We start from the raw sequence: 15709 nt of genomic DNA, 5'->3' as shown, positions 1-15709 counted from the left end.
GACTTATGCGAACACTCGCTCACGTTCTCCGTGTGGAATTAGCCCCTCCTGTTCCCTTTCACCTGTTCAGTGCGGCCTGCAAGCGCTCGCTGTCGGTCGTCGGCGCATCGCAGACGAAGTGCCGGCAGACGTACGCGGTGGGCTCACCGCCGACCAGCGTCCGGTCAACAAGCAACGGAAATTCATCACTCTGGGTGACGCCATAGGCCACCACGGCCCCGGGCGCGGTGGCCAAAAGTGCCGTGTGATGCAGCGCCCGAGCCGCCGGATCGTCCAGCGCCGCCCCTACGACGGCCACCTCGCGCGGCCCGTCGAGTGCCGCCTCGGCCACCGCGAGGCCCCACCCGATGAAGCGCGGGACCCGCGGCCCGAGCGCCTTCACCACACCGAGCGCCTTCTCGGCAGCCGCCCGATGCGGCTCGGCGCCGGTGTGGGCGGCATAGCTCAGCAGGGCGCCGGCGGCCGCCGTCCACCCGGACGGCGTGGCGTTGTCGGTCGGATCCTGCGGCCGCCGGATCAGCCGCTCGGCGTCGGCGGCGGTGTCGAACAGCGTGCCGTCCTCCCCGGTGAAGCGCACCAGGACGTGGTCGAGCAGGAACCCGGCGAACTCCAGCCAGACGCCCTCGCCGGTGACGGAGGCGAGGGCCAGGAACCCCTCGGCGACATCCGCGTAGTCCTCCAGCACACCGGCGTTCGCGCCGACGTGGCCGTCCCTGCTGGTGCGGGAGAGCCTGGCCTGGTCGTCCAGGTGCAGCCGCACGAGGAGATCGGCGGCGGCGACGGCGGCCTCGACCAGGTCGGGGCGGTCGAAGTAGGCGCCGGTCTCGGCGAGCGCGGCGACGGCGAGCCCGTTCCAGGCGGCGACGACCTTGTCGTCCCGGCCGGGGGCGGGGCGGGCCGCACGGGCGGCCAGCAGCCGGCTCCTGACGGACTCCACCTTCCCGGCGTCGAACACCTCGTCCTGCTGCGGGAGTTGGAGCACCGAGGCGCCGTGCTCGAAGGTGCCCTCCGCGGTGACGCCGAAGTACCGGGCGGCGAGGCCGGCGTCGTCGCCGAGGACCTCGGCCAGCTGCTCCGGCGTCCACACGTAGTACGCGCCCTCGACGTGCTTGCCGGTGCCGTCGTCGCTGTCGGCGTCCAGCGCGGAGGCGAACCCGCCCTCGGCGGTGCGCAGTTCACGCACCATGAAGTCGGCCGTCTCCAGCGCCACCCGACGCGCGAGCTCCGAGCCGGTGGCCCGCCACAGGTGCGCGTAGACCCGGCAGAGCAGCGCGTTGTCGTACAGCATCTTCTCGAAGTGGGGCACCACCCACTCCCGGTCGACGGAGTAGCGGGCGAAGCCGCCGCCGAGCTGGTCGTAGATCCCGCCGCGGGCCATCCGCTCGCAGGTGTCCGCCGCCATCTGCAGCGCGCCCTCGGACCCGGTCCGGGCATGGTGGCGCAGCAGGAACTCCACGACCATCGACGGCGGGAACTTCGGCGCCCCGCCGAATCCGCCGCGCCGCTCGTCGTACTCCCGGGTCAGGCCCAGCAGCGCCTGCGCCAGCTCGGACTCGCCGGGCGCCTCGGTGCCGCCGTAGGCGATCTCCCGCTCGGCGAGGTCGCGCACGATCTTCCCGGCGACCTCGGTGACCTCCTCGCGCCGCTCCTCCCACGCCTGCCGCACGCCCTCCAGCACCTGCCGGAAGGACGGCATGCCGTGCCGGGGCGCGGGCGGGAAGTAGGTGCCGAAGTAGAAGGGCTCCGCGTCCGGGGTGAGGAACACCGTCATGGGCCAGCCGCCCTGCCCGGTGGCGGCCTGGACGGCCTCCATGTACACGGCGTCGACGTCCGGGCGCTCCTCCCGGTCGACCTTGACGCTGACGAAGTGCTCGTTGAGATAGTCGGCGGTGGCCTGGTCCTCGAAGGACTCGTGCGCCATGACATGGCACCAGTGGCAGCTGGAGTATCCGACGCTCAGCAGCACCGGCCGGCCGCTCTTGCGGGCCTCCTCGAACGCCGCGTCCGACCAGGGCCACCAGTCGACGGGGTTGTCCGCGTGCTGGAGGAGGTACGGGGACGTCTCATGGGCGAGTCGGTTCGACACGGTGGGCACGTACCTTCCCCTGGGACCGGCCCGGCGCCTGCCGCCCGGCCGCTGAGGCTCACTCTACGGAGTACCCCCGGGTCGGCCGCGCATCGGAGCACTCTCCGTGGGCGTTCGATGACCGGATGTGGAGGAGTCTTCACGATCGCCGGCCGGTGATCGCCGCCCCCTCGCCTCGCCGCCCGCCCGGCCGCAGACTCATAGGCAGTGATGACGGCGCCGGAGGGGGACGGGACATGAGGGACAGTCATCGGGCCGAGGCCGAGCGGCTGTTGGCACGAGCCGTGGAGGAGGAGGTACGGCGCTCGGGGGGCCGTACGGACGGCAAGGCACTGCTCGGCCGGGCCCGTGGCGCGCTGGACGCGATGGCGCAGACCGCGGCGGCCGAATACGAGGCGTACGAACGCGCCCTCGCGCAGACGGAGGCCGGCCGCCTCAGCTTCGCGCAGCGCTACGCCCGCGAGGGCGGCCGGACTCCCCTGCTGGTGGCGGGGGTCGCCGCGGTCACCGCCGCCGTCGCCGACCTGGCCCTGGGCACCGGTCCGGGCACCGCCCTCGGCGCCGGGGTCACCGTCGGGGTCGTCGGCGCGGCCGCCACCGTGGTGAAGGTCGCCGGGACCCATCTGCCCGCCGAGCACCACCGCGCCGGCGCCCAGGGCCAGCCGGGCGGGCCCGAACAGCTGCGGTTGCAGTGGCTCACCGCGCTGGAGGTGCGCGGGATCCGCCCCTTCCTCGACCAGCAGCGGGTGCTGGCCGCGTCGACCGGCCCGGTCGGCAGGAAGAAGGGGCCGCAGCTGCGCGGCGCGGACAAGAGCGCGGCGGCCCGCGGCCGCACGGTGCTGGAGCAGTCCTTCGGCCAACTGCCCGACGCGACCGGCCCGTTCGCGGGCCGGCGCCAGGAGCTGACCCGGATCCGGCAGTGGGTCCAGGCCGCCCGGGCCGGCACCCGGACCCGGCCCACGGTCGTCGTCCTGCACGGGGAGCCGGGCAGCGGCCGTACGACGCTGGCGATCCGGGCCGCCCACGATCTGCGCGACCAGTTCCGCGGCGCCTGCGTGGTGGACCTGCGCGGGGGCAGCGCCCAGGAGGCCCCGCTGTCCACCCGCGACGCCCTGCTGCACCTGCTCAACCGGCTCGGCGCCCCGCGCGAACAGCTGCTCTTCCGGGAGCGGTCCTCCCCCGACCAGCAGATCAAACGGCTCAGCGAGCTCTACCACCAGCATCTGACCGGGCTGCCCGTCACGGTGATCCTGGACGACGCGCACGACGCCGAACAGGTGCGCACCCTCGTCCCCGAACGCTCCGACAGCCTCGTCCTGGTCACCACCCGCACCCCGCTCGACCTGCCGCCCGAACTGGCCGCCTGGGCGCACGAACTCGCCGTCACGCCCCTGGAGCCGGCGGGCGCCGAGGAACTGCTGGGCGCGGTCGCCCAGGACAGCTCCGCGCCCTACGACGCCGAGGCCGCCGACCGGATCACCGAGCTGTGCGGCGGACTGCCGCTGGCCCTGCGCGTCGCCGGCTCCTCGCTCGGCCCGCGCTCACCGCGCCGCCTCGCCGCGGACCTGGCGGCGTACGGACCCGTCGACCCGGTCGAACGGGCGCTGTGGCTGCGCTACACCGACCAGCCGGACATGACCCGCAGGCTCCTCAGAAGGCTGGCGCTCGCCGGCCGGGCCTCGCTCGGCGCCGCCGCCGCGGCCGCCCTGCTGGCCACCGACCGCGCGGAGGCCACCCGGCACCTCGTCGCGCTCGCCCGGGCCGGCCTGGTCGACCACGTCCGCGGCGACCGCTACCGGCTGCACGACCTGATCCGCGCCTTCGCCCAGGCCCGCCTCCTCGACGAGGAGGAACCCGCCGAACGCACCGCCGCCCAGGAGCGGCTGATCGTGAGCTACGCCGAACTCGCCGACTCCGTGCTCCGGCTGGTCGACGGCAACATGTCGACCCGCTCCGACCGCTTCACCCCGCACGGCTTCACCTCCCTCGACGAGGCCCTGCGCTGGCTGGACGACGAGTCGAGCTTCATCACCGCCACCCTGCGGCACAGCGAGGGCGTCGCCGAGGCCGCCGTGCTGAGCCTGCTGGGCGCCCTGTGCGACTACTGCCTGCTGCGCGGCGACCTCTACCGCCTCGGCGAGATCAGCGAGCTGGCGCAGTCCGTCGACCGCAGCCTGCTGATCCGCTCCGTGCAGTGGCGCACCGGCATCGCGGCCCGCCAGCTCGGCGAGCTCGACAAGGCCCGCACCACGCTGACCTCGGTCGTCGACCTCTACCTCCAGGCCCACCACGACGCCGGCGCGGCCCGCGCCCTGTGCTCCCTCGGCATCACCCTGCACCACCAGGGGCAGCTGACGGAGGCGGCGGCGAAACTGCGCGAGGCCCTCGACCTCCAGTCGCCGCCCGAACTCGCGACGGACCGCGCCTGGACCATGCACGCGCTGGCGGCCGTGGAACGGGACCGCGCCCGCCTCGGCGAAGCCCTCGACCTGCTGGAACGCTCCCTCGTCCTGCACCGCCAGGGGGGCTCCGTGCACGGGGAGGCGTGGGCGCACTTCCAGCTGGGCCAGGTGCATCTGCGGCGCGGCGACGTCCCGCGCGCCCGCGCCGAGCTGGACCTGGCCCTCGACCTGTACGGCCGCACCCGCGACGCGCGCGGCGAGGCGTGGGCGCTGACCCAGCTCGCCCGGGCCCTGCTGATCGGGGGCGACGCGGCACCGGCGGTCGACGGACTGCGGCAGGCCGCCGCCCGGCACCGCGACAACGAGGACGCGCGCGGCGAGGCGTGGACGGTGTACTACCTGGGCCTGGCCCTGGAGGAGAGCGGCGACCTGGACCAGGCGGTGCGCGAGCTGGAGCGCTCCCGCTCGCTGTTCTCCCGGATGCGGGACGTCTACGGGCTGGCCTGCGCCCGCCACCACTCGGCCCGCGTGACCCGGGACCAGCGGGCCGCGCAGACCGGCTCCCTGCGCAACTCCGGCTTCGCCCGCCAGCTGCTGGTCGACGCCCGCGCCGACTTCCAGCGCATCGGCGTCCCGCACGGCGAGGCGTGGACCTGCCTGGAGCTGGCCGTGGTGGACGCGGGGAACGCCCGCGTCGAGCAGGCGCTGACGCTGTGCGACGAGGCCACGGCCCTCTTCGCGTCCTACGGCGACCGCCGCGGCGAGGACTGGTCCCGCTTCCTGCGCGGCACGCTCCTGCCGTACGCCTCACCGGGCGGGGCGGAGGTGGGCGCGGTGGTCGCCCAGGAGGAACTGACCCGCCTGACGCAGACGCCCCACCCCCTGCGCGACGAGAAACTCACCGAGTACCTGGGCGCCTACCGCCTGCTACTGGAGCGCGGCGTCACCCTGGAGGCAGGCTGGCAGGCCTGGCGACTGGGCATGATCCCGGACCGCCACTCTCGGGAGGTGATGGGGGTGGAGATTGGGTGAGGGGGGTGCGGGGGGTGAGGGGGGTGGGGGTGGGGGCGGGTTTGCGGAGGTGCCGTGGGCGGGGGCGGGTGCGCCGAGGCCCTGGGCGGGGGCGGGTGTGCCGAGGTGCCTGGGGGCAGGGGTGGGGTGCACGGAGGGCCCTGGGCGGGAGCGGGATGCGCGGAGGTGCCCCGAGCGGCGGGCGGGGCGTGCGGAGGTGCCCCGAGCGGCGGGCGGGGCGTGCGGAAGTGCCTCGCGCGCGGGCGGGGTGCGCGGAAGTGCGCCAGGCGAGCCGGACACGCAGAGGGCCCCGGGCGGGAGCCGGATGCGCGGAAGTGCCCCGGGCGCGGGCGGGGTGCGCGGAGGTGCGCCGGGCGGGCTCGGGGTGAGCGGGGTGGGCCGCTCACCCCGCCTCAGCCCTGCTGCGGCTTGGCCTGGCCGGAGGCCTTGGCCTCGGCCTTGCCGGTCTGGCCGGCCTTCTCGGTGTCCCCCTCCGGGGTCTCCTCGAAGTCGACCTTGCCCATGTGCTTGTTCATCGACTTCATCAGGCCCCACACGGCCAGCGCCATCACCGCGAACACGATGAAGCCGAGGACACCGGGAGTGACCTTGTTCTCGTCGACCTCCTTGGCGAGAGGGACGAGGTGTGTCATTGCCACGCTCACGCTTGCGCTCATATCAGGCATTGTCGCGGATGCCCGCGAAGAGGTCGTCCTCGGGGAGGGAGGTGTCCACGAGCGACTTCGCGAGCTCGTACTCCTCCGTCGGCCAGACCTCCCTCTGAAGCTCCAGCGGAACCCGGAACCAGCCACCGTCGGGATCGATCTGCGTGGCGTGGGCGATCAGGGCCTTGTCACGGATCTCGTAGAAGTCGCCGCACGGAACGTGCGTGGTGATCGTGCGCTGCTTCATACCGAACTCGTCCCAGCGCTTCAGCCAGTCGCCGTAGGGGGACTCCATGCCCCGGTCGAGCATGGCCTGGTGCAGCGCCTCGGTGCGGGGACGGTTGAAGCCCTGGTTGTAGTAGAGCTTCAGCGGCTGGTACGCGGGCCCGTACTCGGCCTCGGGGTACTTCTCGGTGTCCGCGGCGCCCTCGAACGCCACCATCGAGATCTTGTGGGTCATGATGTGGTCGGGGTGCGGATAGCCACCGTTCTCGTCGTAGGTGGTGATCACCTGGGGACGGAACGAGCGGATCTGCTTCACCAGCTCCCCCGCCGCCTTGTCGAGGTCCTCCAGCGCGAAGCACCCTTCGGGCAGCGGCGGCAGCGGGTCGCCCTCGGGCAGACCGGAGTCGACGAAGCCGAGCCACTCCTGCTTGATCCCGAGGATCTCGCGGGCCTCGTCCATCTCCTTCTTGCGTACCTCGTGGATGTGCTCCTCGATGTACTTGTCGCCCTGAAGTTTCGGATTGAGGATGGAGCCGCGCTCCCCGCCCGTGCAGGTCACGACCAGCACGTCCACCCCCTCGGACACGTACTTCGCCATGGTGGCCGCGCCCTTGCTCGACTCGTCGTCGGGGTGGGCGTGAACGGCCATCAGTCGCAACTGGTCAGTCAAGACTCAATCCTCATGTGTCGGCGCCCCGGGTCTTGGGGTGCGATCGGCGGCTTCTATAGTGACCGAATCGGGGGGCGAATAATTCCGGGACCGCCGGTGGAGCGGCCTCAGCCGAGAGGACGATCATGAGTGCGACGGCGAGCTCACGGGTTCCCGAGGGCCGTTACGGCCGGTCCTCGGACGAGCGTGCCGACCGCAAGCTCAAGATCGCCGGGATCGTGTTCGGCACGGCCCTGCTGGGCCTCATCGGCTATTTCGCCTACCACTACATCGGCCAGAACGAGATCAGCGCCCAGGTGATCACCTTCCAGGCGTCGGACGACGCCGTCAAGGTGCATCTGGAGGTCCACAAGGACGCCGGGACCGACGGCTACTGCACCATCCGCTCCCAGGCCGAGGACGGCTCCGAGGTGGGCCGGGCCGACTTCCGCTTCTCCGGTTCGGACACCCGGATCGACAAGGTGGTCACGCTGCGCACCACGGCGAAGGGGACGACGGCCGAGCTGCTGGGCTGCCACGCCGACTGAGTGCCGGATGTTACCCGGATTACGTAGTCGCTGACCTGCGTTGACGTAATTCCGGTGGCTTTTGTCCTCCCCCTTCGGCCGGTGAATTGTTAGGCTCGTGGTTTCGCCCTCCCGTGGAGGAACATGCTTCTGGGTAGGGCGATGCTTTGTATTCCCAGTACCGACGAGGAGCACCCTGTGACCCAGACCAGCGAGAACGTCACCTGGCTGACCCAGGAGGCGTACAACAAGCTCAAGGATGAGCTTGAGTACCTTACTGGTCCTGCGCGCACCGAGATCGCCGCCAAGATCGCGGCCGCGCGCGAGGAGGGCGACCTGCGCGAGAACGGCGGGTACCACGCGGCCAAGGAGGAGCAGGGCAAGCAGGAGCTCCGTGTGCGCCAGCTGACCCAGCTGCTCGAAAGCGCCAAGGTCGGCGAGGCTCCGGCTTCGGCGGACGGCGCGGTGGCGCCCGGCATGGTCGTGACGATCGCCTTCGACGGTGACGAGGACGACACGCTGACCTTCCTGCTGGCCTCCCGTGAGTACGCCAGCTCCGACATCGAGACCTACTCGCCTCAGTCGCCGCTCGGCGCCGGCGTGATCGGTCACAAGGTCGGCGAGGACGCGGACTACGAACTGCCGAACGGCAAGAAGGCGTCGGTCCGCATCCTCAAGGCCGAGCCCTACAACGGCTGAGCGTCCGCGCTCACCCGACCGACGATCCTGATCCGGGGCCCCCGGCGTCCAGCTGACGCCGGGGGCCTTGTCATGCCGGTCAGGCAGGCGGGTCAGGAGTGGGCCGAGCGGTACTTGCGGACCGCGAGGGTCCTGAATATCGCGATGATCAGGATCGAGTAGATCAGCGACGCCCAGACCGGGTGCTGCATCGGCCAGGCGTCCGACGTGGACTGCCCGGGGTTGGCGAAGAGCACCCTGCACGCCTGGACCGTGGCACTGAACGGGTTCCACTCGGCGATATGGCGCAGCCACGGGGTCATATGGCTGGTGTCCACGAACGCGTTCGAGATGAAGGTGACGGGGAACAGCCAGATCAGCCCGCTGGAGGTGGCCGCCTCGGGCGTGCGCACGGACATGCCGATCAGGGCGCCGATCCAGGTGAAGGCGTAACCGAGCAGGAGCAGGAGCCCGAAGGCGCCCAGCACCTTGCCGGCGTTGGTGTCACCGTCCGACCCGACCCGCCAGCCGACCAGCAGCGCGACCACGGCGAGCACGACCAGGGTCAGGGCCGTCTGCACGGAGTCGGCGAGCGTCCGCCCGGTGAGCACCGCGCCGCGCGCCATCGGCAGCGAGCGGAAGCGGTCGATGAGCCCCTTGTGCATGTCGTCGGCGATGCCCGCACCGGAACTGGCGGTGGCGAAGGTGACGGTCTGCGCGAAGATGCCCGCCATCAGGAAGTTCTTGTAGTCGGTGGCGCTGGTACTGCCGCCGATCTGCATGGACCCACCGAAGACGTAGGTGAACAGCACCACGAACATGATGGGCTGTATCAGCCCATACACCAACATCTCGGGAATCCTGGACATGCGAATCAGATTCCGCTGGGCGACGACCAGTGAGTCCCTGATGGACTGGCTGACGGGGTTCCCGGCCGGGGCGACCCGCACGGTGTCGGTGAGTGCGCTCACTTCACGGCCTCCTTGCCGCTCTGTTCGTCCTTGTCCTCGGCGGCGTGTCCGGTCAGGGACAGGAAGACGTCGTCCAGGGTGGGCCGGCGCAGCCCGATGTCGTCGATCTCGATGCCTCGGGTGTCGAGTTCGCGGATGACCTCCGCGAGGAGCTTGGCGCCACCGGTGACGGGCACCGTCAGCTTACGGATGTGCTCCTCGACGGTGGCCTCGCCCTTGCCGAAGCCGCGCAGCACCTCGACGGCGGCGGCCATCTCCTCGCGCTCGTGCACCACGACCTCGACGCGCTCGCCGCCGGTGCGGGCCTTGAGCTGGTCGGAGGTGCCGCGGGCGATGACACGGCCGTGGTCGACGACCGCGATGTCGTGCGCGAGATGGTCGGCCTCCTCCAGATACTGCGTCGTCAGCAGCAGGGTCGTACCGCCGGAGACGAGCTGCTTGATGACGTCCCACAGCAGCTGACGGTTGCGCGGGTCGAGGCCGGTGGTCGGCTCGTCCATGAACATCACGGGCGGGGAGACCACGAGGGCGGCGGCGAGGTCGAGGCGGCGGCGCATACCGCCGGAGTACGTCTTGGTGGGGCGGTCGGCGGCGTCCGCGAGGTCGAACCGGTCGAGCAGTTCGGCGGCTCTCTCCTTCGCGTCCTTGGCCCTCATCTGGTAGAGCCTGCCGACCATCTGGAGGTTCTCGCGGCCGGTCAGATACTCGTCGACCGCGGCGAACTGGCCGGACAGGCCGATCGAGCGGCGCACCCGGTCGGGGTGTTCGAGGACGTCGACACCGGCCACGACGGCCCGGCCCCGGTCGGGGCGCAGCAGGGTGGTCAGGCAGCGGACGGTGGTGGTCTTGCCCGCGCCGTTGGGCCCGAGCAGGCCGAGGACCGTGCCTTGCGGTACGTCGAGGTCGACGCCGTCCAGAGCCTTTACGTCGCCGAAGGACTTCACGAGCCCTTCGGCATAGATGGCGCCTGGCATAAGAGTTCTCCACGTCGTCGGGGATGCGTCTCTGGGTGCTTCAGGGGCCCGGTGCACTTCGCGTGCTCCGGAAAAGCCTAGGTATGGGGCAGTGCGCGGCGCACGGTGGCGGCCACGGGATTCACCATAACGCGATGTATCGCGAGTCTCAATGGAGTTGTCGGGTGTGCGCTCGAACGGGTGAACGTGCGCCTCAGCCGATGACGCCTCAGTCGATGACGATGTAGCCCGCGTCGCGCAGCGCCTGGCCGACCTCGGCGCAGTGGGCGGGACCCTTCGTCTCCAGGTGCAGCTCCACCTCCGCCTCCGTGAGCCCGAGCCGGGGGTCGGTCCGCACATGGCTCACGTCGAGGACGTTGGCGTCGGCCACCGACAACACCCCGAGGAGCGCGGCGAGGGCGCCGGGGCGGTCGGTCAGCCGGACCGTGACGGCCAGATAGCGGCCCTGCGCGGCCATGCCGTGCCGCAGGACGCGCTGGAGCAGCAGCGGGTCGACGTTGCCGCCGGAGAGCACGGCGACGACCGGACCCTCGAAGGCCCCGGGATCGTGCAGCAGCGCGGCGACCGGGCTCGCCCCGGCCGGTTCGACGACCAGCTTGGCCCGCTCCAGGCACAGCAGCAGCGCGGTGGACAGCTCGTCCTCCGTCACCGTGCGCACCTCGTCCACGAGCTCGCGCACGATGTCGAACGGCACGTCGCCGGGACGGCCCACCCTGATGCCGTCGGCCATCGTCACCGGGCTGCGCAGCGCGACCGGGTGCCCGGCGGCCAGCGACGGCGGGTACGCGGCCGAGCCCTCCGCCTGCACACCGACGATCCGCACGTCCGGCCGCAGCGCCTTCACCGCGACCGCGATGCCCGCCGCGAGCCCCCCGCCGCCGACCCCGACGACGATCGTGCGCACCTCCGGGCACTGCTCCAGGATCTCCAGGCCCACCGTGCCCTGCCCGGCGATGACGTCCGGGTGGTCGAAGGGGTGGATGAACACCGCCCCGGTCGCGGCCGCGTACTCCTGCGCGGCGGCCAGCGTCTCGTCGACCACCTGACCGTGCAGGCGCACCTGGGCGCCGTAGTCCCGGGTGGCGCTGATCTTCGGCAGCGGGGCGCCCTGCGGCATGAACACCGTCGAGGCCACCCCCAGCAGCGACGACGCCAGCGCCACACCCTGCGCGTGGTTGCCCGCGCTCGCGGCGACCACTCCGGCGGCCCGCTCCTCCGGCAGCAGCCCGGCGATACGGACGTACGCGCCGCGCAGCTTGAACGAGCCGGTCCGCTGGAGGTTCTCGCACTTGAAGTGCACCGGCGCCCCGACGAGCTGGGACAGATGCCTGCTGCCCTCCATCGCGGTCACCCGTGCCACGCCCGACAGCATCTTCTGGGCGCCCCGCACATCGTCGAGAGTGACGGGCCGCAAGGAGTCAGCCGTGCTGTAGCTCATGACTCCAGCATCGCAGTTCACAGGCGCGGAGGACCGCTGTGACCAACCGTCGAGACGGGTTTGCGCGGGGCCGGTACGGGGCGGCTTCCGGCCGCGTAACCTGTTTCCCCCACCAGCACCCCTTCATGAAGTGAGCCCCCGGCCATGCCCACAACGCCTGAAATGTCGATGGACATGACGACCGTCGGTGACACCGGTCTTCTCGACACGCTGCAGCACGAGGTCGCGCTCTTCGCGCGCCGTGCCGAACAGACCCGGCTCGGCGGGGTCGGGCAGGTCCGCAACTCCATGGACCGCGCCGCGTATCTGCTGCTCAACCGCCTCGACAACGAGGGCCCGATGGGCGTCAAGGCGCTCGCCTCGAGCATGGGCATCGACTCCTCGACGGTCACCCGCCAGGTGGCGCCGCTCGTCGAGACCGGTCTCGTCAAGCGCACCTCGCACCCCGAGGACGGGCGGGCCGTGGTGCTCCAGCTCTCCCCGCGCGGTCAGTCCCGGCTGGAGGAAGTGCGCTCCTCAAGGCGTCAGTTGATGGCCGAGTTGACGCACGACTGGGCGCCGGAGGAGCGCGAGGCGTTCTGCGCGCTCCTCACGCGCTTCAATGGCGCGCTGTCGGCGCGGATGGCCGTAGGGGGCCTGTCCGGCGCCGAGGCGGCCCCCGAGCCGGCGGCGGCACCCACGTCCTGACCTGGTACGGGGCGGCCACGCGTGCGTACCCGCGTGATCGCCCCGTGCGCGGCTCTTGACCGAAAGCCCACCCCTGGCCTCATATGAAATCGGGTACGCCCGGCGACGACCGGATGCGACCGTGCTCACGGATCGGCGTCGGGGGGAGGCGCGGTGCGAGACAGGCGACAGGCCCAGGACGCGCGCCGGGCCCGCGAGTTCGAGGCGTTCGTCGCGGGAGCCGGCGGCAGGCTCCTGCACACCGCCACGCTGTTCACCGGCGAGTCCCCGGACGACAACCCGCGGGCGCGACGCCTGCTGACGCTGTCGCTCGCGCACACGTACGCATGCTGGGACGGGCTGCACGGCGAGGACCCCTACGACCGCGCACGCCAGTACCTGGTCACCCGCTTCGCGCGCGGCGCCTGGCACCAGTACGGCGCCCCCGGCCGCGCCCGCCCGCACCCCGACAGCCCGGTGGCCCGGCTCACCCCGCAGGAACGCCTGATCCTGGTGCTGCGCATGCACGAGGGCGTGGCCGACGAGCAGGTCGGCGCCCTGCTGGCGCTGCCCCCGGAACGCGTCCACGCGATCTGCGAACGCGCGACGACCACCCTGCTGCATCCGCCGCCCGCCCCCTCCGCGCCGGTGACCAGCCCGAAGGTGGCACCGTCATGAGCGGGCCGCGAGATACGACAGTCGTGAGGCGGCGGTCATGGTGAGCCGGCCCGAGCGGGACGCGGCCGTACGACGGCTCCTGGACGGCGACGGCGCTCCACCGACCGTGCCGCCGGAGGTCTACGCCGAGGTCGTACGGCACGGGACGCGGCTGCTGCGCCGGCGACGGCTGACGCACCGGACGCTGTGGCTGCTGCTCCTCGCCGCGAGCCTGGCCTTCGTGGTGTGGGCGCTGACCGTCCACCCCTGGGTGGAGCCGCCGTCGGACACGACCCCACCCCTGACCGGCTGGTGAATCCCCGCTCAGCCGCCGAGCGCCTGCTGCAGGTCCTCCAGGAGGTCCTCGACGTTCTCGATGCCCACGGAGAGGCGGACGAGGTCGGCCGGCACCTCCAGGGCGGAACCCGCGACGGACGCGTGCGTCATCCGGCCCGGGTGCTCGATCAGCGACTCGACGCCGCCCAGGGACTCGCCGAGCGTGAACACCTTGGCGCGGTTGCAGACCTCGACGGCCGCCTCCTCGCCGCCCTCGACCTGGAAGGAGACCATGCCGCCGAAGGCCCGCATCTGCTTGGCGGCGACCTCGTGGCCGGGGTGCTCGGGCAGACCTGGGTAGAGGACCCGCGTCACGCGCGCGTGGCGGGTGAGCATGTCGGCGATCTTCGTGGCGTTCTCGCTGTGCCGGTCCATGCGCACCGACAGCGTCTTGGTGCCGCGCAGCACCAGCCAGGAGTCGAAGGGCCCGGCGACCGCGCCCATCGCGTTCTGGTGGAACGCCAGCTCCTCGCCGAGCGCCTCGTCACCGGTGATCAGCGCGCCGCCGACGACGTCGGAGTGGCCGCCCATGTACTTGGTGAGGGAGTGCACGACGATGTCCGCGCCGAGCGTCAGCGGCTGCTGAAGGTACGGCGTGGCGAAGGTGTTGTCGACGACGAGGCGGGCACCCGCGTCCCGGGCGATCTGGGCGACGGCCGCGATGTCGGTGATGCCGAGCAGCGGGTTGGAGGGCGTCTCCACCCACACGACCTTGGTCTTCGGGGTGATCGCGGCCCGTACGGAGGCCGGGTCGCTGGTGTCGGCGACCGACCACTCCACGCCCCAGCGGGCGACGACCTTCGCGAACAGGCGGAACGTGCCGCCGTATGCGTCGTTGGGGATGACCACGTGGTCGCCGGGGCTGAGCAGCGTACGCAGCAGGCAGTCCTCGGCCGCCAGTCCGGAAGCGAACGCGAGGCCGCGGCGGCCGCCTTCGAGGGCGGCGAGGTTCTCCTCCAGGGCGGTGCGGGTCGGGTTGGCGCTGCGGCTGTACTCGTAGCCGCCGCGCAGGCCGCCCACGCCGTCCTGCTTGTAGGTCGAGACCTGGTAGATCGGGGGGACCACCGCACCGGTGAGGGGGTCGGCGGTGTTGCCCGCGTGGATCGCGAGGGTCTCGAAGTGCTGACTGATCTGCCTGTGGCTCATGTGCACCGAGCGTAGTGCGCCCGCGGCCCCGGTGCTCACGGGCGGCCGGGTCGGCGGCCGTCGCGGGGGTGGGGTTGGGCGTTTGTCAGTGCCGTCTGGTTCGCTTGGAGGCATGGAGATTCTCTGGATCCTGATGGCGCTGGCCATGCTGGGCTTCGTGCTCGGCCCGTTCGTGCTGCGCAGGCGCGGGCGGATCGAGCGGGTCGCGCCGGGACATCCGGACGCCGCGGATCCGGCGAAGTACGGCTTTGTGCGCGAGGAGGAGCTGGACATCCGTATGCCCGGCCCCGACGAGGACCTGCTGAAGGTCCTGGACCTGGTGCAGCGCACGCGGGACTACCGCGCGGCGCAGCAGCTGCTGGCCGGCACCGAGGCGCAGGGCGAACTGCGCTGGCAGCGGGTGCAGGCGTTCGCGGGCGCGGCGGCGCTGGAGCTGCAGCAGCGGCCGGGCGGCGTCAGCGAGACCCCCGGCGGGCAGTGGCTGCGGGTGTGGCGCGCGGAGGCGCCCAAGGACGCGGGCGGTGCCGCGGTGTACGCGGAGTTCCTGGTGCAGCAGGCGTGGCGGACGTCGACGCCGGGCGCGGAGGACTTCCGGATCATCATGGACGAGGCGAGGGCGGCGTGCGGCGAGGCGGCGCTGCTCGCGCCGGGCGACCCGGTCCCGTACATCGTCGAGCTGTCGGTGGCGCGTGGCCTGGCGTATCCGCGGGACGAGTTCGAGCAGCTGTGGCTGAAGATCCTGGACCGCGCGCCGGCGCACATGGGCGCGCATCTGGCGGCCCTGCACTACTGGTGCGAGAAGTGGCACGGCTCGCGCGAGCTGGCGTACTCCTTCGCCGAGACGGCGGCGGCCAGGGCACCCGAGGGTTCGCTCCTGGCGGCGCTGCCCCTCTTCGCGGTGTTCGAGCACCTCCCCGAGGTGAACCTCGTCCAGAGCCTCTACCGGAGCGAGGTCGTGACGAAGGCGGTGCACGGCGCGCTGCACGCGGTGCACGCGGCCGCACCCGACGACCCGGTGCAGGCGCATGTGCGCCACATGCTGGTCGCCTTCCTGGTGCCGGCCGAGCGCTGGTCGGAGGCGATGGACCAGCTGATACACGTCGACGGTCATGTCGGCGCCCTCCCCTGGACCCTGTCCGCGGACCCGGCGGCGGCGTTCGCGGTGTGCCGCGCGCTGGCGGTGGCGGGGTACGAGGCGAACGGCGGCAGCCCGGCGACCCTCCCGCACTGACCGGAATTCCGGGCGGCTCCGGCACGTTGAGCTGAGCGGACCCCCGA

Annotated in this window: 14 protein-coding genes; 7 read left to right on the top strand and 7 right to left on the bottom strand. The window is 72.1% G+C overall.

Annotation, left to right across the window (positions count from 1 at the left end; all coding sequences use genetic code 11):
* Window positions 1–58: 58 nt before the first annotated feature.
* On the bottom strand, window positions 59–2086 hold the full coding sequence (locus ACZ5NW_RS24700) for a thioredoxin domain-containing protein (RefSeq protein WP_468746050.1): 2028 nt from the start codon (window positions 2084–2086) through the stop codon (window positions 59–61).
* A 236-nt stretch (window positions 2087–2322) separates the two neighbouring features.
* Here ACZ5NW_RS24700 and ACZ5NW_RS24695 point away from each other — a divergent pair, with 236 nt between their 5' ends.
* Entirely contained in the window at window positions 2323–5520 is a 3198-nt protein-coding gene (locus ACZ5NW_RS24695) for a tetratricopeptide repeat protein (RefSeq protein ID WP_468746049.1), read from the top strand.
* 392 nt (window positions 5521–5912) lie between these two features.
* Here the strand turns inward: ACZ5NW_RS24695 and ACZ5NW_RS24690 are convergent, their stop codons facing one another.
* Together ACZ5NW_RS24690 and mca are read right to left on the bottom strand one after the other, a co-directional pair.
* Window positions 5913–6185, bottom strand: coding sequence for a hypothetical protein (locus ACZ5NW_RS24690; protein WP_468746048.1), 273 nt, complete (start codon window positions 6183–6185; stop codon window positions 5913–5915).
* Entirely contained in the window at window positions 6178–7038 is an 861-nt protein-coding gene (mca, locus tag ACZ5NW_RS24685) for a mycothiol conjugate amidase Mca (RefSeq protein ID WP_468746183.1), read from the bottom strand. The genes ACZ5NW_RS24690 and mca overlap by 8 nt, the downstream gene beginning before the upstream one ends.
* 146 nt (window positions 7039–7184) lie before the next feature.
* Between mca and ACZ5NW_RS24680 the strand changes: the two genes are divergently transcribed.
* Window positions 7185–7586: a DUF4307 domain-containing protein gene (locus ACZ5NW_RS24680; RefSeq protein WP_468746047.1), complete on the top strand. Its 402-nt coding sequence runs from the start codon at window positions 7185–7187 to the stop codon at window positions 7584–7586.
* Between the two features lie 177 nt (window positions 7587–7763).
* Window positions 7764–8264 carry a transcription elongation factor GreA gene (gene greA, locus ACZ5NW_RS24675; protein WP_468746046.1) on the top strand — a complete coding sequence of 167 codons (501 nt, stop codon included), beginning with the start codon at window positions 7764–7766 and terminating at the stop codon, window positions 8262–8264.
* A 92-nt stretch (window positions 8265–8356) separates the two neighbouring features.
* Here the strand turns inward: greA and ACZ5NW_RS24670 are convergent, their stop codons facing one another.
* From ACZ5NW_RS24670 to ilvA, 3 genes are all read right to left on the bottom strand, one after another.
* On the bottom strand, window positions 8357–9214 hold the full coding sequence (locus tag ACZ5NW_RS24670; protein WP_468746045.1) for an ABC transporter permease: 858 nt from the start codon (window positions 9212–9214) through the stop codon (window positions 8357–8359).
* On the bottom strand, window positions 9211–10188 hold the full coding sequence (locus ACZ5NW_RS24665) for an ATP-binding cassette domain-containing protein (protein ID WP_468746044.1): 978 nt from the start codon (window positions 10186–10188) through the stop codon (window positions 9211–9213). Before ACZ5NW_RS24665 ends, ACZ5NW_RS24670 begins: the two co-directional genes overlap by 4 nt.
* Window positions 10189–10396: 208 nt before the next feature.
* The gene (gene ilvA / locus ACZ5NW_RS24660; RefSeq protein WP_468746043.1) at window positions 10397–11626 is read right to left on the bottom strand and encodes a threonine ammonia-lyase; all 1230 of its coding nucleotides are present in this window, start codon (window positions 11624–11626) and stop codon (window positions 10397–10399) included.
* A 162-nt stretch (window positions 11627–11788) separates the two neighbouring features.
* Between ilvA and ACZ5NW_RS24655 the strand changes: the two genes are divergently transcribed.
* From ACZ5NW_RS24655 to ACZ5NW_RS24645, 3 genes are all read left to right on the top strand, one after another.
* On the top strand, window positions 11789–12313 hold the full coding sequence (locus ACZ5NW_RS24655; RefSeq protein ID WP_468746042.1) for a MarR family winged helix-turn-helix transcriptional regulator: 525 nt from the start codon (window positions 11789–11791) through the stop codon (window positions 12311–12313).
* A gap of 153 nt (window positions 12314–12466) precedes the next feature.
* Window positions 12467–12970: a sigma factor-like helix-turn-helix DNA-binding protein gene (locus ACZ5NW_RS24650; protein ID WP_468746041.1), complete on the top strand. Its 504-nt coding sequence runs from the start codon at window positions 12467–12469 to the stop codon at window positions 12968–12970.
* A gap of 40 nt (window positions 12971–13010) precedes the next feature.
* A complete protein-coding gene (locus ACZ5NW_RS24645) occupies window positions 13011–13265 on the top strand; it encodes a hypothetical protein (protein WP_468746182.1) in 255 nt (84 codons plus the stop codon).
* 8 nt (window positions 13266–13273) lie between these two features.
* On the opposite strand, the gene ACZ5NW_RS24640 is transcribed toward ACZ5NW_RS24645, so the two are convergent.
* Window positions 13274–14431 carry a cystathionine gamma-synthase gene (locus ACZ5NW_RS24640; protein WP_468746040.1) on the bottom strand — a complete coding sequence of 386 codons (1158 nt, stop codon included), beginning with the start codon at window positions 14429–14431 and terminating at the stop codon, window positions 13274–13276.
* Between the two features lie 112 nt (window positions 14432–14543).
* On the opposite strand from ACZ5NW_RS24640, the gene ACZ5NW_RS24635 reads away from it, so the two are divergent.
* Window positions 14544–15662 (top strand): hypothetical protein, encoded by a 1119-nt coding sequence (locus tag ACZ5NW_RS24635; protein ID WP_468746039.1) that lies wholly within the window; start codon window positions 14544–14546, stop codon window positions 15660–15662.
* Window positions 15663–15709: the final 47 nt, after the last annotated feature.

Source organism: Streptomyces sp. NPDC032126, from assembly GCF_055580085.1.
This window is presented reverse-complemented; position numbering and strand designations above follow the sequence as displayed.

What these genes read in the sequence shown, in the direction of transcription:
- ACZ5NW_RS24640 (WP_468746040.1), bottom strand. Translation starts at nt 14,431, where the DNA reads ATGAGCCACAGGCAGATCAGTCAGCACTTCGAGACCCTCGCGATCCAC.
- ilvA (WP_468746043.1), bottom strand. Translation starts at nt 11,626, where the DNA reads ATGAGCTACAGCACGGCTGACTCCTTGCGGCCCGTCACTCTCGACGAT.
- ACZ5NW_RS24690 (WP_468746048.1), bottom strand. Translation starts at nt 6,185, where the DNA reads ATGCCTGATATGAGCGCAAGCGTGAGCGTGGCAATGACACACCTCGTC.
- ACZ5NW_RS24695 (WP_468746049.1), top strand. Translation starts at nt 2,323, where the DNA reads ATGAGGGACAGTCATCGGGCCGAGGCCGAGCGGCTGTTGGCACGAGCC.
- mca (WP_468746183.1), bottom strand. Translation starts at nt 7,038, where the DNA reads ATGGCCGTTCACGCCCACCCCGACGACGAGTCGAGCAAGGGCGCGGCC.
- ACZ5NW_RS24635 (WP_468746039.1), top strand. Translation starts at nt 14,544, where the DNA reads ATGGAGATTCTCTGGATCCTGATGGCGCTGGCCATGCTGGGCTTCGTG.
- ACZ5NW_RS24680 (WP_468746047.1), top strand. Translation starts at nt 7,185, where the DNA reads ATGAGTGCGACGGCGAGCTCACGGGTTCCCGAGGGCCGTTACGGCCGG.
- ACZ5NW_RS24665 (WP_468746044.1), bottom strand. Translation starts at nt 10,188, where the DNA reads ATGCCAGGCGCCATCTATGCCGAAGGGCTCGTGAAGTCCTTCGGCGAC.
- ACZ5NW_RS24655 (WP_468746042.1), top strand. Translation starts at nt 11,789, where the DNA reads ATGTCGATGGACATGACGACCGTCGGTGACACCGGTCTTCTCGACACG.